At 71.6% G+C, this 20,165-nt stretch carries 22 protein-coding genes; 16 read left to right on the forward strand and 6 right to left on the reverse strand.

The features are described from left to right. Positions 1-64 precede the first annotated feature (64 nt). A complete protein-coding gene (locus ACIBF7_RS07370) occupies positions 65-730 on the reverse strand; it encodes a response regulator transcription factor (protein WP_271274773.1) in 666 nt (221 codons plus the stop codon). Beyond that, positions 727-1,869: a sensor histidine kinase gene (locus ACIBF7_RS07375; RefSeq protein ID WP_271274774.1), complete on the reverse strand. Its 1,143-nt coding sequence runs from the start codon at positions 1,867-1,869 to the stop codon at positions 727-729. The genes ACIBF7_RS07370 and ACIBF7_RS07375 overlap by 4 nt, the downstream gene beginning before the upstream one ends. Before the next feature lie 107 nt (positions 1,870-1,976). Here ACIBF7_RS07375 and ACIBF7_RS07380 point away from each other — a divergent pair, with 107 nt between their 5' ends. The 8 genes from ACIBF7_RS07380 to ACIBF7_RS07415 all read left to right on the forward strand — a co-directional run bounded on the left by ACIBF7_RS07380 (position 1,977) and on the right by ACIBF7_RS07415 (position 8,325). Further along, a complete protein-coding gene (locus ACIBF7_RS07380) occupies positions 1,977-3,140 on the forward strand; it encodes an acetoin utilization protein AcuC (protein ID WP_271274775.1) in 1,164 nt (387 codons plus the stop codon). A 9-nt stretch (positions 3,141-3,149) separates the two neighbouring features. Next, positions 3,150-3,932: a phosphatase gene (locus ACIBF7_RS07385; protein ID WP_148036340.1), complete on the forward strand. Its 783-nt coding sequence runs from the start codon at positions 3,150-3,152 to the stop codon at positions 3,930-3,932. 312 nt (positions 3,933-4,244) lie between these two features. Then, entirely contained in the window at positions 4,245-4,448 is a 204-nt protein-coding gene (locus tag ACIBF7_RS07390; protein WP_026214222.1) for a helix-turn-helix domain-containing protein, read from the forward strand. 177 nt (positions 4,449-4,625) lie between these two features. Beyond that, positions 4,626-4,724, forward strand: a complete 99-nt coding sequence (locus ACIBF7_RS07395) for a 30S ribosomal protein bS22 (RefSeq protein ID WP_018654693.1) — start codon at positions 4,626-4,628, stop codon at positions 4,722-4,724. Positions 4,725-4,746: 22 nt separating this feature from the next. Then, positions 4,747-5,742: an NAD-dependent epimerase/dehydratase family protein gene (locus ACIBF7_RS07400; RefSeq protein ID WP_271274776.1), complete on the forward strand. Its 996-nt coding sequence runs from the start codon at positions 4,747-4,749 to the stop codon at positions 5,740-5,742. Continuing rightward, a complete protein-coding gene (locus ACIBF7_RS07405; RefSeq protein ID WP_219544833.1) occupies positions 5,739-6,653 on the forward strand; it encodes a lysophospholipid acyltransferase family protein in 915 nt (304 codons plus the stop codon). The genes ACIBF7_RS07400 and ACIBF7_RS07405 overlap by 4 nt, the downstream gene beginning before the upstream one ends. A 77-nt stretch (positions 6,654-6,730) precedes the next feature. Beyond that, on the forward strand, positions 6,731-7,315 hold the full coding sequence (locus ACIBF7_RS07410) for an RNA polymerase sigma factor (protein ID WP_148036343.1): 585 nt from the start codon (positions 6,731-6,733) through the stop codon (positions 7,313-7,315). A gap of 2 nt (positions 7,316-7,317) precedes the next feature. Continuing rightward, entirely contained in the window at positions 7,318-8,325 is a 1,008-nt protein-coding gene (locus ACIBF7_RS07415; protein WP_271274777.1) for an LCP family protein, read from the forward strand. Here ACIBF7_RS07415 and ACIBF7_RS07420 read toward each other — a convergent pair. From ACIBF7_RS07420 to ACIBF7_RS07430, 3 genes are all read right to left on the reverse strand, one after another. Continuing rightward, positions 8,322-9,194: an HAD family phosphatase gene (locus ACIBF7_RS07420; protein ID WP_148036345.1), complete on the reverse strand. Its 873-nt coding sequence runs from the start codon at positions 9,192-9,194 to the stop codon at positions 8,322-8,324. The two genes, ACIBF7_RS07415 and ACIBF7_RS07420, sit on opposite strands and share 4 nt — an antisense overlap. A gap of 10 nt (positions 9,195-9,204) precedes the next feature. Further along, positions 9,205-9,894 carry a DUF5667 domain-containing protein gene (locus ACIBF7_RS07425; protein WP_271274778.1) on the reverse strand — a complete coding sequence of 230 codons (690 nt, stop codon included), beginning with the start codon at positions 9,892-9,894 and terminating at the stop codon, positions 9,205-9,207. A gap of 66 nt (positions 9,895-9,960) precedes the next feature. After that, complete coding sequence (locus tag ACIBF7_RS07430; RefSeq protein ID WP_148036347.1) at positions 9,961-10,614, reverse strand: sigma-70 family RNA polymerase sigma factor; 654 nt, start codon at positions 10,612-10,614, stop codon at positions 9,961-9,963. Positions 10,615-10,791: 177 nt separating this feature from the next. Here ACIBF7_RS07430 and ACIBF7_RS07435 point away from each other — a divergent pair, with 177 nt between their 5' ends. Beyond that, positions 10,792-12,303 carry an antibiotic biosynthesis monooxygenase gene (locus ACIBF7_RS07435; protein WP_397196650.1) on the forward strand — a complete coding sequence of 504 codons (1,512 nt, stop codon included), beginning with the start codon at positions 10,792-10,794 and terminating at the stop codon, positions 12,301-12,303. A 26-nt stretch (positions 12,304-12,329) separates the two neighbouring features. Here ACIBF7_RS07435 and ACIBF7_RS07440 read toward each other — a convergent pair whose 3' ends face one another. After that, a complete protein-coding gene (locus ACIBF7_RS07440) occupies positions 12,330-12,566 on the reverse strand; it encodes a glutaredoxin family protein (RefSeq protein WP_271274780.1) in 237 nt (78 codons plus the stop codon). 128 nt (positions 12,567-12,694) lie between these two features. Between ACIBF7_RS07440 and ACIBF7_RS07445 the strand changes: the two genes are divergently transcribed. The 7 genes from ACIBF7_RS07445 to hemL all read left to right on the forward strand — a co-directional run bounded on the left by ACIBF7_RS07445 (position 12,695) and on the right by hemL (position 20,116). Then, positions 12,695-13,372 (forward strand): redox-sensing transcriptional repressor Rex, encoded by a 678-nt coding sequence (locus ACIBF7_RS07445; RefSeq protein ID WP_148036350.1) that lies wholly within the window; start codon positions 12,695-12,697, stop codon positions 13,370-13,372. Beyond that, the gene (locus ACIBF7_RS07450; RefSeq protein ID WP_397196651.1) at positions 13,369-14,625 is read left to right on the forward strand and encodes a glutamyl-tRNA reductase; all 1,257 of its coding nucleotides are present in this window, start codon (positions 13,369-13,371) and stop codon (positions 14,623-14,625) included. Before ACIBF7_RS07445 ends, ACIBF7_RS07450 begins: the two co-directional genes overlap by 4 nt. Then, a complete protein-coding gene (hemC, locus tag ACIBF7_RS07455; protein ID WP_148036352.1) occupies positions 14,622-15,536 on the forward strand; it encodes a hydroxymethylbilane synthase in 915 nt (304 codons plus the stop codon). Before ACIBF7_RS07450 ends, hemC begins: the two co-directional genes overlap by 4 nt. Continuing rightward, positions 15,533-17,077, forward strand: a complete 1,545-nt coding sequence (locus tag ACIBF7_RS07460; protein ID WP_148036353.1) for a bifunctional uroporphyrinogen-III C-methyltransferase/uroporphyrinogen-III synthase — start codon at positions 15,533-15,535, stop codon at positions 17,075-17,077. The genes hemC and ACIBF7_RS07460 overlap by 4 nt, the downstream gene beginning before the upstream one ends. Further along, on the forward strand, positions 17,074-18,057 hold the full coding sequence (hemB, locus tag ACIBF7_RS07465) for a porphobilinogen synthase (protein WP_148036354.1): 984 nt from the start codon (positions 17,074-17,076) through the stop codon (positions 18,055-18,057). The genes ACIBF7_RS07460 and hemB overlap by 4 nt, the downstream gene beginning before the upstream one ends. A gap of 129 nt (positions 18,058-18,186) precedes the next feature. Next, positions 18,187-18,816 carry a bifunctional DNA primase/polymerase gene (locus ACIBF7_RS07470; RefSeq protein ID WP_148036355.1) on the forward strand — a complete coding sequence of 210 codons (630 nt, stop codon included), beginning with the start codon at positions 18,187-18,189 and terminating at the stop codon, positions 18,814-18,816. 10 nt (positions 18,817-18,826) lie between these two features. Next, complete coding sequence (hemL, locus tag ACIBF7_RS07475) at positions 18,827-20,116, forward strand: glutamate-1-semialdehyde 2,1-aminomutase (RefSeq protein ID WP_397196652.1); 1,290 nt, start codon at positions 18,827-18,829, stop codon at positions 20,114-20,116. Positions 20,117-20,165 lie beyond the last annotated feature (49 nt).

Genomic DNA, 20,165 nt, shown 5'->3' on the forward strand with positions numbered 1-20,165 from the left:
GCCCTGAAGATCGTTATCGTCGGCCCGAGGTACGGTTCCGGCCCGGCCCCATAGGACCGTGGTCCTACTCTCCCGGGCTGACCAGCGCGGCCTCGTACGCCACGATCACCGCCTGGGCGCGGTCGCGCACCTCGATCTTGGCGAACAGGCTCGTCACGTGGTTCTTGATCGTGGACGGGGAGACGCCCAGCCCGGCGGCGATCTCCGCGTTGGACAGGCCGCGCGCGATCAGCGTCAGGATCTCCCGCTCGCGGTCGGTGAGCGCGTCCAGCCTGCCGGCCCCGCGCGACGCGGAGCGCCGGGGCTCGGGAGCCCGCACGAACGTGCCGATCAGCCGGGTGAGCAGCCGGGGCGCGAGTGCCGCCTCCCCGCTGTGCACCACCCGCACGCCCTCGACCAGCTCCTCCGGCGAGACGTCCTTGGGCAGGAACCCGCAGGCGCCCGCGCGCAGCGCCGCGACCACGTTCTCGTCCAGGTCGAAGGTGCTCAGCGCGAGCACCCGCACGCCGGGCTGCCCGCCGATGATCAGCTCCGTGGCGCGCACCCCGTCCAGGCCGGGCATGTGCAGGTCCATCACCACCACGTCGGGCCGCAGTTCAGCGCTGAGCCGCACGGCCTCCGCGCCGTCGCCCGCCTCGCCCACCACGGTCAGGTCCGGCTGCGCGTCCAGCATCAGCCGGAAGCCCTTGCGGACCAGCGCGTGGTCGTCCACCAGCAACACAGAGATCACGTCTTCTCCAGGGGGATGCGCGCGTGCACGCGGAAACCGCCTTCCTCACGGGGGCCGGTCGACAACCGCCCGCCGCACAGCGCCACGCGCTCGGCCATGCCGCCGAGCCCGAACCCGGCCGGGGCGGCCGGCTGCTTGGACGCGCCGTCGTCGAGCACCTCGACCTCGATCGCCGCGCTCTCGTACGACAGGCGCACGGTCGCGCGGGCGCCCACCGAGTGCTTGCGCGTGTTGGTGAGCGCCTCCTGCACGATCCGGTAGACCGCGTGGTCGACCGCGGTGGGCAGCGCCACCGGCTCGCCCCGCACGGTCAGGCGGGCGGGCAGCCCCGCGGTCCCCGCCTCCTCGACCAGCGCGGGCAGCCGGTCGGTGCCCACCCCGGTCGCCGCGTCGGCGCCGCCGCCGCCGTCGGCCCGCAGCACGTCGAGGAGCTGGCGCATCTCGGCCAGCGCCTGGCGGGCCGTCTGCTCGGCGCCCTGGAGGGCGTCACGGGCGACCTCCTGCTCCGGCGGGAGCGTGGCCCTGGCGCCGCCCACCAGCGCGTTGATCACGCTCAGGTGGTGGGCCACCACGTCGTGCAGCTCACGGGCGATGCGCCGCCGCTCGGCCCGCACCGCCGAGTCGGCCGCCTCCCGCTGCGCCCGCTCGCGCAGCTCCGCGCGGATCCGGACGAACTGGCCCAGCCCTACCGGAATCCCGACAGTGAACAGGCCCGCCAGCAGGATCCCCAGAGGGTCGCCCGCCGGGGACGGCCTGGCCACGAGGATCAGCGCGGCCGCGTACAGGAGGGCGCCGGCGCCGCCGGCGATCGCGGCCCTGCGCCCGTCCAGGTAACGGCCCAGGCTGTAGAGGCCGATCAGCAGGATCGGGCTGCCGGAGGCGACCCCGAGGAAGGTGGCGGTGATGTCCAGCCCGAGCAGCAGGGCGGCGGTCAGGACCGGCCGCTCGCGCCGCATCAGCAGGACCGGGACGGTGATCAGGTAGAGCGTGGCGAAGATCAGGCCCTCGCCCCGGGTCAGCCAGATGGCGAGGGCGGCGACGACCCCCGGCGCGGCGAGCACGACCACGAGCGTGACGTCGAAGACCCGTGGGCGTCGTAAGAACAACCACGCGTCCCGGGCCCGCTGCCGAACGCCCATGATCCGATGTTACGGAATTTTCTCCGCCATTGCCGGGGGAGGTGTCTGGACGCCTGCCGTTGACGCTGCGGTAACGTCACCTCAAGGCGAAGGAAACGGGAGCATGCATGAGCCAGCCGGCGCGGGTCATCTGGGACGACGCCCTCATCTCCTACGACTTCGGCCCCGACCATCCGCTGGCGCCCGTCCGGGTCGAGCTGACGATGGCGCTGGCCAGGGAGCTCGGCGTGCTCGACAAGGTCGAGGTCGCGCCGTGCGCGCCCGCCACCGACGACGAGCTGGCGATGGTGCACGACCCCGGCTACATCGAGGCCGTCAAGCGCGTCTCGGCCACCGGCCGGCCCGACCTGTCGGCGGGGCTCGGCACGTCCGACAACCCCGCCTTCGCGGGCGTCCACGAGGCGTCCGCGCTGATCGCCGGCGCCTCGCTCGCCGCCGCCCGCGCGGTCTGGGAGGGTACGGCCGGGCACGCGGTCAACGTGGCAGGCGGGCTGCACCACGCGATGGCCGCCACGGCCAGCGGGTTCTGCGTCTACAACGACCCCGCCCTGGCCATCGCCTGGCTGCTGCGGCAGGGCGCGGGCCGCGTCGCCTACGTGGACGTCGACGTCCACCACGGCGACGGCGTGCAGGCGCTGTTCTACGACGACCCGCGGGTGCTGACGATCAGCCTGCACGAGAGCCCGCGCACGCTCTTCCCCGGCACCGGGTTCCCCGGCGAGACCGGCGCCGACGGCACCGCCGTCAACGTGGCGCTCCCGGCGGGCTGCGGCGACACCGGCTGGCTGCGCGCCTTCGACTCGGTGGTGCCGCCGCTGCTGCGCGAGTTCCGGCCTGACATCCTGGTCACCCAGCACGGCTGCGACAGCCACGCGCTCGACCCGCTCGCCCATCTGATGCTGAGCGTCGACGGCCAGCGCACCGCCTACGCCTACCTCCACCGGCTGGCCCACGAGACGGCGGGCGGCCGCTGGATCGCGACCGGCGGCGGGGGCTACGAGTTGGTCCAGGTGGTGCCCAGGATCTGGACCCACCTGATCGCCGAGGTCGCCGGCCACCCGATCGACCCGGCCACGCCGACCAGCGAGGCCTGGCGGCGTCTCGTACGCGAGCGCACGGGCGAGCTGCCGCCGCTGACCATGACCGACGGACGGACCCCGGAATTCCAGGATCTCTCCGGTGGTTATGATCCAGCGGACCCCATCGACCGTGCGATCATGGCGACCAGAAACGCGGTGTTCCCGCTGCACGGCCTCGATCCGATGCCCTAAGGAAGACCAGTGCTGAGCCGCGATCGACTCCGCGAGCATCTCGTCCAGACCCGCATCGCCGGGGAGGTCGCGACCTCCCGCGAGAACAACCTGGACCACTACAGCTCGCTCGCCAACCGCGACCCCTACTACATGCTGGGGCTGACGTTCGAGCAGCCGTGGCGCTTCCGCGACGTGCTCGCGCTCATGGCCAAGGCCGCGGGCGTGGTCGCCGACCCGGGCCACCGCTGGGGCCAGGACACGATCGACCCCGACCTCACCGTCGACGCGCTCGACGCCATGGCCGACCGGATCGCCGCCGCGCTGTCGCGGCCCGGCCCGCGGCTGCTGTTCGCCACCGGCCACCCCACCGGGCTGCTGGCCATCCACCTGCCGCTGGCGCGGCTGGCGCTGGAGCGCGGGGCGACGCTGCTGTGCCCGGCCGAGGGCTGGACCTACGCGGGGTCCGGGTTCGGCCGCCCGCGCCGCCTCCGCTATCTCGGCGACGTGGCCATGCTCGACGACAAGGGCGCGTTCGTGCACACCCACGACGCGGCCCCGATGGAGCACATGCTGGCCGAGCTGGGAGACGAGCGGCCCGATCTGGTTATCGCCGACCACGGGTGGGCAGGGGCAGCGGGAGAGGCGGGAGTGCCCACTGTGGCATTCGCCGACAGCAACGACCCCGGCCTCTTCGTGGGAGAGGCCGAGGGCAAGATCGAAGTGGTGGTGCCTTTGGACGACAACGTGCTACCCCGCTACTACGCACCGCTCACGGAGCGCCTCGTCACACGAGTCACAGCTGCCCTATGAGTTGAAATCGGTCATCCTCATACCGTCGTTTCGCCCCTGCATTCCGAGGGACTCACTGTCACTTTGCCAACTTTTGATGAGGCGTGGGCGACTCTTATAGGTGACCGTTTGGACAGGTCCAACGGGTGTGCGGGCGGCTGAAGAGGGCGGCTGGCCAGCATTTTCGCGGATTCGCCTGACAGGCGGATCCATCGGCTGAGAAACTAGGGGGTTTGCGCACTCGGAGTCCCGACTTACGCTGACAGCAGTACACGTGCGTGAGCAATGGCACCAGTGGGGATAACCCGGAAACACGTGCGGAAGAGGCGTCCGATGGGTGCAGGCGAAAGACCTCTCAGTGAGGTGAAGTTCCTGACAGTGGCTGAAGTGGCCACAGTCATGCGAGTGTCGAAGATGACTGTCTACCGACTGGTGCACTCGGGAGAGTTGCCGGCCATCCGTGTCGGCCGCTCGTTCCGGGTGCCGGAGCAGGCGGTGCACGACTATCTTCGCGAGGCCTACATCGAGGCCGGATGAGTCACGAGTAGCGGTGTGCCGCGGCATGCCGTGAATGCAGTCGCGGGAGAGACCCGGCCGCGGCGCGCGGCCGGGCTTTCACCCCCAAGGGGCGATCTACCATGGATCGCCGGTAGTCTGTGAGCCTGCGTGCGCTCGCACGCTGTTTTCGACGTGCTACCAAGACCTGGGGGTCCCGTGGGCTCTGTGATCAAGAAGCGCCGCAAGCGGATGGCCAAGAAGAAGCACCGCAAGCTGCTCAAGAAGACGCGCATCCAGCGGCGTAACAAGAAGTAGACGACGCAGCTGCGAGGCGCAGATGACCCACACCGTGCTCGTCACCGGGGTCTCGCGCCACATCGGCGCCCGGGTGGCGAGCGTTCTGGCCGCCGATCCTGACATCAGCCGTGTCATCGGAGTGGACACCGTGCCGCCCCCCTCGCTCACCCGAGACGGCGGCATCCCCCTCGGCCGGACCGAGTTCGTCCGGGTGGATCTGCGCAGCCCTGACATCGCCGGGGTGTTCGCGGCCGCCGACATCGACACCGTCGTGCACATGAGCCTGGTGAGCGCTCCGTCCAGGAGCACCGGCCGGGCAGCCATGAAAGAGCACAACGTCATCGGCACCATGCAGCTGCTCGGCGCCTGCCAGCGGTCGGCGACCGTGCGGCGCGTGGTGGTCCGCTCCACCACGGCCGTCTACGGCTCCTCCCCCCGTGACCCCGCGGTGTTCACCGAGGACCTGGAGCCGCCCGACAGCCCGAGCCACGGCTACGCCAAGGACGCCGTGGAGGTCGAGGGCTACGTGCGGGGTTTCGCGCGCCGGCGTCCCGACGTCAGCGTTTCGCTGCTGCGTTTCGTCAACTTCATGGGGCCGGGCGTCGACTCGCCGCTGACCCGATATTTCACCCAGCCGGTGCTGCCGACGGTGCTCGGCTTCGACCCGCGGCTGCAGTTCGTCCACGAGGATGACGCGGTCGAGGTGCTGCGCCGGACGGCAACCGAAGACCACCCCGGCACGTTCAACGTGGCCGGGGCCGGCGTGCTGCTGCTGTCGCAGTGCGTGCGCCGGGCCGGGCGGCCGGCCCTGGCGATGCCGTCGCCCGCGTTCCAGCTGCTGGGCAACGTCGCGCGCAGTGCCGGGCTGGTCGAGTACTCGCCCGAGCAGCTCCGCCTGATGCGCCACGGCCGCGCGGTCGACACCGGCGCGCTGGAGTCGGAGCTGGGCTGGCGGCCCAAGTTCACCACCGCGGCGGCGTTGGACGACTTCCTGAGCTCGCGGGGGCTGCACGCCGTCGGAGGTGCCCGCTGGTGAGCGTTCCCCACGAGGCGGAGGACGCCACGGTCGTCCCGATCAGCGCCGCCCCGTCCTATCCCCGCGACCCCGGCGACGACGGCCCGCTCGCCGGGCTGCTGGAGTTCCTGCGGCGGCGGCTGACCGGCGACTACGAGGTGGACGAGTTCGGCTACGACGCCGAGCTGACCGACAAGGTGCTGCTGGAGCTGCTGCGGCCGATCTACCACCACTGGTTCAGGGTCGAGGCGCTGGAGGTGGCGAACGTCCCCGTGGAGGGCGGCGCGCTGGTCGTGGCCAACCACGCCGGCACCCTCCCGGTCGACGCGCTGATGATGCAGGTGGCCCTGCACGACGAGGCGGGCAGGGCGCTGCGGCTGCTCGGCGCCGACCTGGTCTACCAGCTGCCGCTGCTCAGCCACCTGTCGCGCAAGACCGGCCACACGCTCGCCTGCCGCGAGGACGCCGACCGGCTGCTGCGCAAGGGCGAGCTGGTCGGGGTGTTCCCCGAGGGCTTCAAGGGCGTCGGCAAGCCGTTCTCCGAGCGCTACAAGCTGCAGCGGTTCGGCCGCGGCGGCTTCGTCGCCTCCGCCATCAGGGCCGGGGTGCCGATCGTGCCTACGGCGATCGTGGGCTCGGAGGAGATCTACCCGAAGATCGGCGAGGTGCCGTTCCTGTCGCGGCTGCTCGGGCTGCCCTACGTGCCGATCACCCCGTTCTTCCCGCTGCTGGGCCCGCTCGGGCTGGTGCCGCTGCCGTCGAAGTGGCTGATCGAGTTCGGCGAGCCGATCCGTACGGACGAGTACGATCCCGGCGCGGCCGACGACCCGATGCTGGTGTTCAACCTCACCGACCGCGTCCGCGAGGTCATCCAGCAGATGCTCGACCAGCTCAGGCTGCGCCGCGGCCACGCCTTCCCGCCCTTCCTCTAGCGACGGCCGCCCGGCGTGAACCCGGACGGCGGGTTGTGGCAAGACATCTCCGACCGATCCCCCACAGAAGGGCGGAGATGATCACTCAACCCGCCACCCGGGATGCGGACGCCGAGCTCATCAGCGCCTCGCTGACCGAACCCGAGGCCTTCGCCGAGCTGTTCGACCGCTACTCCGGCATGCTCTACAGGTACGTCTCGCGCCGCCTGGGCCCCGGCGGTCCCGCCGAGGACCTCGTCGGCGAGACGTTCCTGGTGGCCTTCTCCCGCCGAGGAAGCTACGACCTCGCCCACGCGGACGCCAGGCCGTGGCTGTTCGGCATCCTCACCAAGCTCGTCTCCCGGCACCACCGCACCGAGGCCGCCCGCTACCGGGCCCTGCGGCGCGCACCCGTCGAACCGGACGTGGAGTCGCCGGCCGACCGGGTGGCCGCCGGGGTGACCGCGCAGGCCGCCGGTCCCGGGCTCGCCAGCGCCCTGGCCGCGCTGCCCGCCAAGGACCGCGACGTGCTGCTGCTCATCGCCTGGGGCGATCTCACGTACGAGGAAGCCGCGCGGGCGCTCGGCGTCCCGATCGGCACCGTGCGCTCCCGCCTCAACAGGGGCAGGCGGAAGGTCCGCGCGGCGCTCGGCGACACCAATCCGATGCTGGGAGAGGAGTGACGATGGACGACCTCAAGCTGCTCAGGGACTTCGGCAGGCGGCTGGAGCACGAACCCCCGGCGACGCTGGTGCGCCAGCGGGAGCGGCTGCTGGGCGCGGTGGAGGGCCGGCCGCGCCGCCGGTGGTTCGGCTGGCTGGCCGCCGGGCTGGTCGCCGTCGCCACCGTGGCCACGGTCGCCGCCGTGGCGGTGCCGGCGCTGCTGCTCGGGGACTTGCGGCGGACGGCGCAGCATCCGGTGGGAGCGCGACCCGCCAAGGTGACGGAGGCGCTGAACGTGCTGCTGGTGGGCACCGACAAGGGGTCGGCCCCGCGCATGGCCGACGACAAGGGGCGCACCGACTCGATCATCCTGCTGCACCTGCCCGCCGACAGGAAGCGGACCACGGCGGTCAGCATCCCGCGCGACTCGCTCGTCCAGCTTCCCGCCTGCGGATCGGCGCCCGCCCGCACCGACCTGATCAACTCCGCGTACAACAGGGGAGGGCTGACCTGCACCGTGAAGGCCGTGGAGAGCCTGACGGACGTGCGGATCGACCACATGGCGGAGGTGGACTTCGCCGGGTTCGGGCGGCTCGTCGACGCGCTCGGCGGCATCGAGGTGACGCTGAAGCGGGCCGTCGACGATCCGAAGGCCAAGCTGACGCTCCCGGCGGGCAAGAGCCTGCTGGACGGCGAGCGGGCCGTCGGCTACATGCGGTTGCGCTCCGTCGGCGACGGCTCCGACATCGCCCGGATCAAGCGCCAGCAGACCGTCATCCGGGCCATGGCGAAGAAGGCCGGGCAGGTCCTGGACGAGCCCGCCAAGCTCAAGAGGCTGGCGTCCGTGGTGGCCGAGTCGGTCACGACCGACACCGAGCTCGACGTCGAACGGATGATCGGGATCGCCATGAGCCTGCACGACAGCACCGTCAAGCTGGTCACGGTGCCGTGGATCCCCCACCCGGAGGACCGGAACAGGATCGCCTGGAAGCAGCCCGAGGCGGAGAAGTTGTTCGCCTCGCTGCGCTAGCGGTCGCGGTAGAGCCTGCGCAGCGCGATGCCGGCGGCGACCCCGCCGGCCACCGCGCCCAGCCCGGCCGCGATGGGCAGCGCGGTCAGCGTCGCCTTCCGGCCGGTGCGGAAGTCCTTGATCGGCCAGTCGTGCTTCTTGGCGTGCTCGCGCAGCTCGCTGTCGGGGTTGATGGCCACCGGGTTGCCGACCAGCGACAGCATCGGCAGGTCGTTGGAGGAGTCGCTGTAGGCGGTGCAGCGCGTCAGGTCGAGGCCCTCGCGGCGGGCCAGCGCGCGCACCGCCTCGGCCTTGGCCGGGCCGTGGAGCAGGTCGCCGACCAGGCGGCCGGTGTAGACGCCCTCGCTGGTCTCGGCGACGGTGCCGAGCGCGCCGGTCAGGCCCAGCCGCTGGGCGATCACGCGGGCCAGCTCGACGGGGGTGGCGGTCACCAGCCACACGCGCTGGCCGCGGTCGAGGTGGCTCTGCGCGAGCGAGCGGGTGCCGGCCCAGATGCGGTCGGCCATGACCTCGTCGTAGATCTCCTCGCCGAGCCGCACCACGTCGTCGACCTTCGCGCCCGCGACGAACGCCAGCGCGGTCTCGCGGGCGACCGCGATGTGCTCGGGGTTCTCGCTGCCGCGCAGCCGGAACGCCGCCTGGCCGATCGCGAACTTGAACAGGTCGCCGGTGTCGAACATGCCGCGGGTGGCCAGGCCCCTGGCGAAGTGGTAGATGGAGGCGCCGCGCATCATGGTGTTGTCGACGTCGAAGAAGGCCGCCGCCTCCAGATCGGGCTCGGCCGGCGGCACGACGACCGCTGCCGCCGCCGCGGCCTCGCCGGCGATCTCGGCCTGGGCACCGTGCCGTCGTCGTATTACCCGCCACATGCGCTTCAGCTTACCCAGATGGGGGCACGAGACCTTCGATGTAGTCGAGGTACCCGACGGCCTGGTCGTGCTCGTCACCGTCGAGTTGCTCGATCATCGGCTCGACCATGTTCTTCTGCTCTTCGGCGAACTCGCTGATCTTGGGGGAGCGGGGTTCGGCCCGTTCCAGCCGGGTGACGCCCGCGCGGGTCGACTGCTCCATCTCCTTGAGCGTCCGGCCCACCAGCGGGCCCTCACCGGCCTCGCCGAGCAGCTGGGCGACCTCCCTGGCGCGGGTGTTGGCCGACACCAGTTCGCGCTCGGCCCGTACCACGTCGTCGGTGCTGAGACGGACGAGCGTGCTCTCGGCGGCGCGCTTGAGCGGGTACAGCGTGTCGCCGGGCACCGCCCGGTAGGTGGAGATCATCGACACCATCATGGTGACGGCCACCCCGGCGGAGGCGAGCTGCCCGAGCCAGGGGCGCCTGCGCCGGGGCCGCCGGTGCGCGTGCCTGCCGCGCCGCGGCGGCGGGCCGGAGGCGGGCGTGGCGGCACGCAAGACCGCACGGGAGGCGGCACGGGAGGAGGCACGGTCGGCGGAGGCGAGATCGGCGCGCAGGCGCTCGCGGAAGGCCGGGTCGGGACCACCGCCGAGCGGGAGCCCGCTCAGCTCGGTGAGATGGCCGAGCACCCGTTCGCGCGATCTGCGCGCCCTGTTCATGACCGCTCCCTCGACGCCTGGCGGCGTTGCCGTGACACCTGCCTAACGACGGTGCGTGGCAGCGGGTTACGCAAGGTCGTGCTTGAGCGCTCTGGCCAGCGCGCGCACGGCCCGGAACTGCAGCGCTTTGATCGCTCCACTCTTCTTCCCCATGATCAGCGCGGTCTCCGCGAGGGACAGGCCGTGCAGGAAACGCAGCACCACGCACTCCTGCTGTTCCGGATTGAGATCGCGGACCGCGCGCAGCACCCGGTCGTTGATGATGGCGTTCACCACCGCGTTCTCCGGGATGTGGGCCCCGTCGAGCGGGACGTCGAGCACCTCGCCGGTGGAGATCTCCAGCCGGTAGCGGCCGGATTTGTAATGGTCGGTCACCAGGTTCCTGGCGATCGTCACGAGCCAGGCGCCGAAGTCGCGGCCCTGCCAGGTGAAGTCGGTGATCCGGCGGAGCGCGCGCAGGAAGGTCTCGCTGGTCAGGTCCTCGGCGAGCGGGTGGGAGCCGACCCGGAAATAGATGTAGCGGTAGACGAGGTCCACATATCGGTCGTAGAGCGTGCCAAAGGCGTCCGAATCTCCGGTCTTGGCATGCAGCACCAGGGTGCGCAGGTCGTCGTCGGCGGCGGTCGTGTCACGGTTTTCGCGCACGTCAGGCTCGGTCGTCCGGGCGGGCGCGGCGACGGCCGGCGCGAGCAACCCGGAGAACGGCCATGAGTCAGGCATCCGGAATCCCTACGGGTAAGGGTGCGGCGTGCTCGAACACTCTAGAAATCAACCGGAAATTGCACAATCCACTTGCCCATGGCATGACTTCCAGTAAGCGGCAGATACGGTGTGGTCCAACCCGTTCCCTCTTCGGCTACCGGCTCGGAGGCTTTGTCCGGCAGCATGGGAGACACCATGGAGATCCTCGTCGCCGTCATCGCTTTCGCAGGTTCGCTCTTGGCCGCCATCGCCACCGGCGCCCTGGTCAGGCGGCTGCGTGAGGAGCCAGAGGGCTGGTTGATCGCCTGGACCGTCGCGGCCGCGGCGCTGTGCCTGTCACTCGGCGTGATCGGGATCGGACATCTGGTCGGGTTCGGGGCCGCGACGTTCAGGATCTACCAGCTGACCGGGTCGCTGGTGGCGCCGCTCTGGATGGCGGTCGGGCTGGTTCAGCTCCTGGCGGAGAAGACGCCGCCGAGGTTCGTGGCGTGGCTGTTCGGCATCGCCTACACGCTCACGGCCTCGGTGATCCTCATGGTCGACCCGCTCATCTCCGACGAGATGGGCAAGACCCTCCCCACGGGGGGCGCCCACTGGGCGATATTCCCCCACTACCTGCTGATCGGCGCGCACGTGCTGACCGCCCTGATCATGGCGGCCGGCGTGGTGATCGCCGCGTTGCGGTGGCGCGACGGCGACGAGTACGACACCGACAACCTGCACGCGTCGCTGGTCGTCGTGCCGTCCGGGCTGGCCCTGGTGGGCGCGATGCGGTTCTCGGTGCCCGGCGTGTTCACGACCGTGCTGCTGATCGTCGCCGCCGCCGCGATCTGGTACACGGTGCTGCGCCCGCTGGCCCCGTACGAGGACGACGACGACTTCGACGACGAGCCGCTGGAGGAGCGGCGGCCGGTGGGGCGGAGGACGGAGCCCGAGCCCGTCACCGCGAGCCCGCAGGGGCACGCCCAGGTCCCGCCGCGGCCGCGCCGGTCCGGGCTGGGCGACCTGGTGGCCGAGTACCGAGCGACGGGGGAGACCGACTACGCGGCCCGGATGACGCCGGGCGGCCGCGGCCCGTCCACGGGGGAGACCGGGCGCATGGGCCCGCCCGAGACCGGCTACGCGGCCCGCATGCCGCCGGCCGACGCCGGCCCCTCGACCGGATACGTGATGAACGGCCGCACGGACCACGCGAGGCCGCCCCAGTCCTCGCCGATGGCCGCCGACGGGCCCGCCACCGGCGCCTTCTACCCGGGGGCCGACGTGTTCGCGCCGCGCGTGCCGGTGACCGGCCCGCAGCCCACCCTCCAGCCCTCCGCCCAGCCCCCCGCCCAGCCCGCTGCCCAGCCGGCCGGGCAGGGCTCCTCCGGGAGACTGTCGCCGAACATCTACGGCATGCTCACCGTCTTCACGCTCATGGACGGCGCCGGCGCCGCGTTCGACCGGCTGGCCGAGCAGACCGTCGAGGCGGTGCGCAGGGGTGAGCCCGACACGCTGGTGTACGCCTGCCACGCGGTCAAGTCGGCGCCCCTGCAGCGCATCGTCTACGAGATCTACCGCGACGAGGTGGCCTACCGCGACCACCAGCGCCAGCCGCACGTCGAGCGGTTCGTCAGCGAGCGTCAGGCGATGGTGCTCGCCACCAACGTCATCGAGCTGGACATCAGCGCGGCCAAGGTCGTGCCGCTGCCGACAGTGATGTTCTAGTCGGTGATGTTCTAGACGGTGATGTTCTAGTCGGCCAGCGCCGCGCGCAGCCGGTCTTCGGAGACACGCCAGAAGTCGTGCTGGACACCGTCGACCAGGGTCACCGGGATCATCTCCCAGTAGCGCTCGCGCAGCTCGTCGGAGGTCTCGATGTTCACCTCGGACCACGGTACGCCCAGCTCGCCGGCGACCCGGGCGATGATCTCCCGGGCGTCCTCGCACAGGTGACAGCCAGGCTTGCCGATGAGGGTGATGCGATGCATGTCACCCACCGTAGCGCCCCTTGCCAGAGCGCTGACTTTGTGCATCGGTTCACAAAGGGATTAACCTGAAAGACGGTTCCATCCCGCCACGCGGCTCACCGCCGCCCGTTCCCCTGGAGCTCCCGCAGGTGAAGAGTCCGTCCCACCCCCGCGATCGCGGCATCCCCGAGGCTACGGTCGCCAGGCTGCCGTTGTACCTGCGGGCGCTGCACTTGATGGCGGAGCGGGGGATCGCGACGGTCAGCTCGGAGGACCTCGCCTCCGCGGCCGGGGTCAACTCGGCCAAGCTCCGCAAGGACCTGTCGCACCTGGGCTCCTACGGCACCCGCGGCGTCGGCTACGACGTGGAGTACCTCGTCTACCAGATCTCCCGTGAGCTGGGCCTGACCCAAGACTGGGCCGTCGCCATCGTCGGCATCGGCAACCTCGGCCGCGCGCTGGCCAACTACGGCGGCTTCGTCTCCAGGGGTTTCCGCGTCGCCGCGATGTTCGACGCCGACCCCGAAGTCGTGGGCGACACCATTGCGGGGTTGAATGTTGAACATATTGATGCGCTAGAAGCCGCGATCAAGCGGCGTGGAGTCTCGATCGTGGTTCTGGCTACACCGGCGGCGGCGGCACAGGAAGTGTGCGATCGTGTGGTTGCGGCTGGCGTCACCAGCATCCTCAACTTCGCTCCGGTGGTCCTCACCGTCCCGGACACCGTCGACGTCCGGAAGGTCGACCTTTCCATCGAGCTGCAGATTCTGGCGTTCCACGAGCAACGCAAGGCTGGGGGGCCACTCATGGCAGTGGACACGCAATGAGCGTTCTGGCGATCGGCCTGAGCCACCGGACCGCCCCGGTGGCCATGCTGGAACGCGTGTCCGTGACCGGCGACGCGCTGACCAAGCTGCTGCACGACGTGCAGGAAGACCTGTGCGTGGCGGAGACCTTCGTGGTCTCGACCTGCAACAGGGTCGAGGTCTACACCGCCGCCGACCGCTTCCACGCGGCCGTCTCCGCCGTCACCGGGCTGCTCAGCCGCCACTCCGGCGTGCCCGTCGACGAGCTGACCCCGCACCTTTACGTGCACTACGAGGAGCAGGCCGTCGAGCACCTGTTCTCCGTCGTGTGCGGCCTCGACTCGATGGTGGTCGGCGAGGGCCAGATCCTCGGCCAGGTGCGCCAGGCGCTCAAGCTCGCCCAGAAGCACGGCACCGTCGGCGCCACCCTGAACGAACTGGCCCAGCACGCGCTGCGGGTCGGCAAGCGGGCCCAGACCGAGACCGGCATCGACAAGGCCGGCGCCTCCCTGGTGAGCGCCGGCCTGGCGCTGGCCGGCGAGCTGGCCGGGCGGCGCGCGCTGGTGGTCGGCGCGGGCTCGATGAGCTCCCTGGCCGCCGTGACGCTCGCGCGCGCAGGGGTGACCGACATCGTCATCGCCAACCGTACGTACGAGCGCGGTGCCCGGCTGGCCGCGTCCGTCGGCGGCCGGGCGGTGGCGTTCGAGGCGGTCGGCCGCGAGCTGGCCGACGCCGACCTCGTCATCACCTGCACCGGCGCCGGCCGCCACGTGATCACCGCCGACATGGTGACGCGCGGCGCGTTCCTGCTCGACCTGGCGCTGCCCCACGACATCGACCCGGCCGTGCGCGCCGTCCCCGGCGTCACCCTGGTCGACCTGGAGACCATCCACGAGTCCGGCATCGGCTACCGTGAGGGCGACGCGGTGCGTTCCGCGCGCTGGCTCCTCGCCGAGGAGCTGACCGCCTACCTCGACGCCGCCCGTGCCTCCCGCGTCACCCCGACGGTGGTGGCGCTGCGCAGCAAGGCCGCGGGGGTGGTCGAGTCCGAGCTGGGCAGGCTGATGATGAGGGTGCCCGGCCTGGACGAGAAGACCAGGGACGAGGTGACCCTGACCGTGCAGAGGGTCGTCGACAAGCTGCTGCACGAGCCCACTGTGCGTGTCAAGCGGCTCGCCACCTCTCCTGGAGGCGATCATTATGCGGAAGCGCTGCGCGAGCTGTTCGACCTGGATCCGAAGATGCCCGAAGCCGTAAGGGAGGTAGAGCTGTGACCCCGCAGCCCTTGAAGCTGGGCACCCGTCGCAGCCTGATGGCCACGACGCAGTCGCGGATGGTCGCCGACGCCTACACAGAACACACCGGACGCGCCATCGAGCTCGTCGGCGTCACGACGTTCGGCGACGTGAGCAAGGCCCACCTGGCCCAGCTCGGCGGCACCGGCGTGTTCGTCAGCGCGCTGCGCGACAAGCTGCTCGAAGGCGAGATCGACTTCGCCGTCCACTCCCTGAAGGACCTGCCGACCAAGCCCGACCCGCGTATCGAGCTGGCCGCGCTCCCCACCCGCCACGACCACCGCGACGCGCTCGTCGGCCCGGCCAAGTTCGCCGACCTGCCGCCGGGCGCCCGCGTCGGCACGGGCTCGCCGCGCCGCGTCGCCATGCTCCGCGCGCTCCGTCCCGACCTGGAGTACGTGCCGATCCGCGGCAACGCCGAGACCCGCATCGGCAAGATCGCCGCCGGCGAGCTGGACGCGGTCGTGCTCGCCTCGGCCGGTCTCACCAGGATCGGGCGGACCGCCGAGATCGCCGAGATCTTCGAGGTCGACCGGGTGCTGCCCGCCCCGGGCCAGGGCTCGCTGGCCGTGGAGTGCCTCGCCGACCGGGCCGACATGGTCGAGTTCCTCGGTCAGCTCGACGACCCGCGGACCCGCTCCGCGGTGGCCGCCGAGCGGGCCATCCTGGCCGCGCTCGAAGCGGGCTGCTCTGCCCCTGTGGGTGCTTTCGGGCTCGATGACGGGCAGACTCTCAACCTGACCGCCGCGGTCGTCGCTGTCGACGGCCGTCAGGCGGTGCGCAAGTCCACCGCCGGCTCTCCTTCGGAGGCGGAAGATCTGGGTCGCCGGCTCGCGGCCGAGATGCTTCGCGAAGGGGCCGACAGATTGATGGGGGAGCATTCCCATTGAGCTCCGATAGTCCTACCTCCGGTTTCGTCGCGTTCGTTGGCGCCGGGCCCGGTGATCCCAACCTCCTCACGCTGCGTGGCGCCGAGCTGCTCGGCAAGGCAGACGTCGTCGTGCCGGGTGTGGAGGCCCACCGGTCCCTGCTCCGTCACAGCCGGCCCGAGGTGGAGGTGACCGAGGGCGACTACCTCGGCCACGCCGCCGCCGGCCGGCTCGTCGTGCGCCTGTGCGAGGGCGACCCGATGCTGTTCTCCTCGGTCTCCGAGGAGGTCGCGGCCTGCGCCGCGGCTGAGGTGGACTTCGAGATCGTGCCCGGCGTGCCGTCCGCGACCGCCGTGCTCGCCTACGCGGGCATCCCCTCCGCGATGTCGACGCCGGAGTTCCGCGTCGTCGACGCCGCCCGGGAGCAAGACTGGGCCTCCCACGCCGCCTGCCCCGGCACGCTCGTCATCTACAACGGCCTGCCCGAGGCCGTGGCCATCGGTAAGGCGCTGATCGGCGGGGGCAAGCCCGACACCACTCCGGTGGCCGTCACCGCTTCAGGCACCACCACTGAGCAGCACACCGTGGTGTCCACCCTCGGCAGGCTGCAGGCCGACCTCAAGCACGCCGCGCTGGCCGAGCCCGCCCTGATCACGGTGGGCGAGGCCGTCCGCATGCGCGACACGCTGTCGTGGTTCGAGACCAAGCCGCTGTTCGGCTGGCGGGTGCTGGTCCCGCGCACGAGGGAGCAGTCCCAGGCCCTGTCCGAGCAGCTCGTCTCGTACGGCGCGGTGCCGGAGGAGGTGCCGACCATCTCGGTCGAGCCGCCGCGCACCCCGCAGCAGATGGACCGCGCCATCAAGGGCCTGGTCACCGGCCGCTACGAGTGGGTGGCCTTCACCAGCGCCAACGCCGTCAAGGCGGTGCGGGAGAAGTTCGAGGAGTACGGGCTCGACGCGCGTGCCTTCGCCGGGCTCAAGGTCGCCGCGGTCGGCGACGCCACCGCGCGGGCGCTGATCGAGTTCGGCGTCCGGCCCGACCTGCTGCCCTCCGGCGAGCAGTCGTCGGAAGGGCTCGTGGACGAGTGGCCGCCGTACGACTCGATGCTCGACCCGATCAACCGGGTGCTGCTGCCCAGGGCCGACATCTCGACCGACACGCTCGTCGCCGGGCTCACCGAGCTCGGCTGGGAGTGCGACGACGTCACCGCCTACCGCACCGTGCGGGCCGCGCCGCCGCCCGCCCCGATCCGCGAGGCGATCAAGGGCGGCGGTTTCGACGCCGTGCTGTTCACCTCGTCCTCGACCGTACGCAACCTCGTCGGCATCGCCGGCAAGCCGCACAACGTCACGATCATCGCCGTGATCGGGCCGCAGACGGCCAAGACGGCCGAGGAGTTCGGGCTGCGCGTGGACGTCATGGCGAGCAAGCCCTCCGCCTCGGCCCTGGCGACAGCGCTGGCGGAGTTCGGCGCCAAGCAGCGGTCGGCGGCGCTCTCCGCCGGCGACACCCCGCGCAAGCCGTCCCAGAACCGCAGGGGCGCCAGAAGGAGGGCCAAGTGAGCGCCGAGTTCCCCGTCGCCCGCCCGCGCAGGCTGCGCCGCACCCCGGCGCTGCGCAGGATGGTGGCCGGCACCCGCCTGCACCCCGCCGACCTGATCCTGCCCCTGTTCGTCAAGGAGGGCATCGCGGAGCCCCACCCGGTCGGCTCCATGCCCGGCGTCTACCAGCACAGCCGCGACTCGCTGCGGAAGGCCGCGCTCGACGCGGCCGAGGCCGGCGTCGGCGGGCTGATCCTGTTCGGCGTGCCCGCCGTCAAGGACGCCCGCGGCTCGGCCGCAGACGACCCCGACGGCATCCTGCAGGTGGCGCTGCGCGACGTGAGCGCCGAGGTCGGCGACGCCATCGTGGTGATGGCCGACACCTGCCTCGACGAGTTCACCGACAACGGCCACTGCGGCATCCTCACCGAGAGCGGCGAGGTCGACAACGACGCCACCCTGGAGCGCTACGCGTCCATCGCGGTCGCGCAGGTCAGGGCCGGCTCCCAGATGGTGGCGCCGAGCGGCATGATGGACGGCCAGGTCGGGGTCATCAGGGCGGCGCTCGACGCCGACGGGTTCACCGGCGTCCCGATCCTCGCCTACACGGCCAAGTACGCCTCGGCCTTCTACGGGCCGTTCAGGGACGCCGCCGAGTGCGCGCCCCAGTTCGGCGACCGGGCCAGTCACCAGCAGGACCCGGCGGGCCCGCTGGAGGAGGCGCTCCGCGAGGCCAGGCTCGACCTGGCCGAAGGGGCCGACGCCGTCATGGTCAAGCCCGCGCTCGCCTACCTCGACGTCATCCGCCGCTTCCGTGACGAGGTGGACGTGCCCGTCGCCGCCTACCAGGTGAGCGGCGAGTACGCGATGATCGAGGCCGCCGCCGCCAACGGCTGGGTCGACCGCGACCGCATGATCATGGAGTCGCTGGTGTCGATCAAGCGCGCCGGGGCCGACCTGATCCTCACTTACTGGGCGACCGAGGTGGCACGCCGCCTCTAACCATGGGGTTCGGGTCATGTCCTGAGACGTGTGCGTTAGAGTGCCATAAGACGTGCTGGTGTGTCCCGCGTGTGCGCCAGGCCAGGAGACGGGACTGCCTCAGGCACGGTGACTTCGACGGGAGACACCATGGTGGGGGTACCTCTGGCTCGCCGTACCAGAAGGAAACCGCGGCATTCGCGGCTCGACGCCGTCCTCGGCTACGCCGCTCTGGGATGGCCGGCCGTGCCGGGCGCTCACCCGCTGCGCAACGGCCCCCGCGCCTGCTCGTGTGACCGCGTCGGCTGTCCCGACCCGGGCGCCCACCCGCTGTCGCCCGCCTGGAACATGCAGGCCACGACCGACACGGCGCAGCTCACCCGCTGGTGGCGCAACGACCCCGAGGCCAACGTCATCCTGCCCACCGGACGCGTGTTCGACGTGTTCGACGTGCCGCTCTCCACCGGACTGTCGGCCCTCGCCAGGATCGACGCCGCCGGAGCTCCCTCAGGCCCGGTCGCCGCCAACGGCGACCGGGTCCTGTTCTATGTGGCCACCCGCGGCAACCCCGACGACGAGGACGAGTGGTGGTCCTGTCAGCTCGACTGCGACCCGGCCACCATCGAGGACACGCCTGGCCTGCGCTGGCACTGCCGCGACAGCTACGTCCTCGCCCCGCCGTCCACCCTCACCACCGGACAGCCCGTCTCCTGGCTGCGCACCCCCGACGGCCGCCCGCTCCCCGACCCGCTCCGCGTGCTGGAGTGGCTCGCCGACTAACCTGTTTCGCGTGAGCCGTACAAAGAACTCCGACGATCTGTTCGCCCGCGCCAGCGCCGTCGTGCCGGGCGGGGTGAACTCTCCGGTCCGCGCGTTCGGCGCGGTCGGCGGCACGCCGCGCTTCATGGTCTCCGGCCAGGGGCCCTACATCACCGACGCCGACGGCAACCGCTACGTCGACCTGGTGTGCTCGTGGGGTCCGATGATCCTGGGTCACCGGCACCCCGCGGTCGTAGAGGCGGTGGCCGAGGCGGCCTCGCGCGGCTTCTCGTACGGGACCGCGACCCCGGGAGAGGTCGAGCTGGCCGAGGAGATCGTGGCCCGGGTGGCGCCCGTGGAGAAGGTGCGGCTGGTCAGCTCCGGCACCGAGGCGACGATGAGCGCGGTGCGGCTGGCCCGCGGGTTCACCGGCCGGTCCAAGGTCGTCAAGTTCGCCGGCTGCTACCACGGTCACGTCGACGCGCTGCTGGCGTCGGCCGGGTCGGGGGTGGCCACGTTCGGGCTGCCCGACACGCCTGGCGTGACCGGCGCCTCGGCTGCCGACACGATCGTGCTGCCCTACAACGCGATCGACCTGGTCGAGCAGGCCTTCGAGGCGGCGGAGATCGCCTGCGTCATCACCGAGGCGTGCCCGGCCAACATGGGCATCGTGCCGCCGCTCGACGGCTTCAACAGCCGCCTGCGCGAGCTGTGCACCCGCCACGGGGCGCTGCTCATCGTGGACGAGGTCCTGACGGGCTTCCGCGTCTCGCGCTCCGGATGGTACGGGCTGGACCCGGTCGACGCCGACCTGATGACGTTCGGCAAGGTCATGGGCGGAGGGCTCCCGGCGGCGGCGTTCGGCGGGCGCGCCGACGTCATGGCGCATCTGGCTCCCGAGGGTCCCGTCTACCAGGCGGGCACCCTGTCGGGCAACCCGCTGGCCTGCGCCGCCGGGCTGGCCACACTGCGCGCGCTCGACGACGCCGCCTACGCCGAGGTCGGCGCCGCCGCCCGCGCCGTCGCCGAGGCCGCCACCTCGGCGCTGACGGCCGCCGGCGTGCCGCACCGGCTGCAGACGGCGGGCAACCTGTTCTCCATCTTCTTCACCGACCGGCAGGTCACGGACTTCGCCGACGCCCAGACCCAGAGCACCGCGGCCTACAAGGCGTTCTTCCACTCGATGCTGGACCAGGGCGTCTACCTGCCGCCGTCGGCGTACGAGGCGTGGTTCCTGTCCGCCTCCCACGACGACGACGCGCTGAGCCTGGTGGCCGACGCCCTCCCGGCCGCCGCCAAGGCCGCCGCCGCGGCCCTCTGACCCGCACGTGACAGAGGCCCTCCCGGCCAAGGTCCTGGCCCCCCGGGCG

It is taken from the genome of Nonomuraea sp. NPDC050478 (genome assembly GCF_044458265.1).
Lineage (GTDB): Bacteria > Actinomycetota > Actinomycetes > Streptosporangiales > Streptosporangiaceae > Nonomuraea > Nonomuraea ferruginea.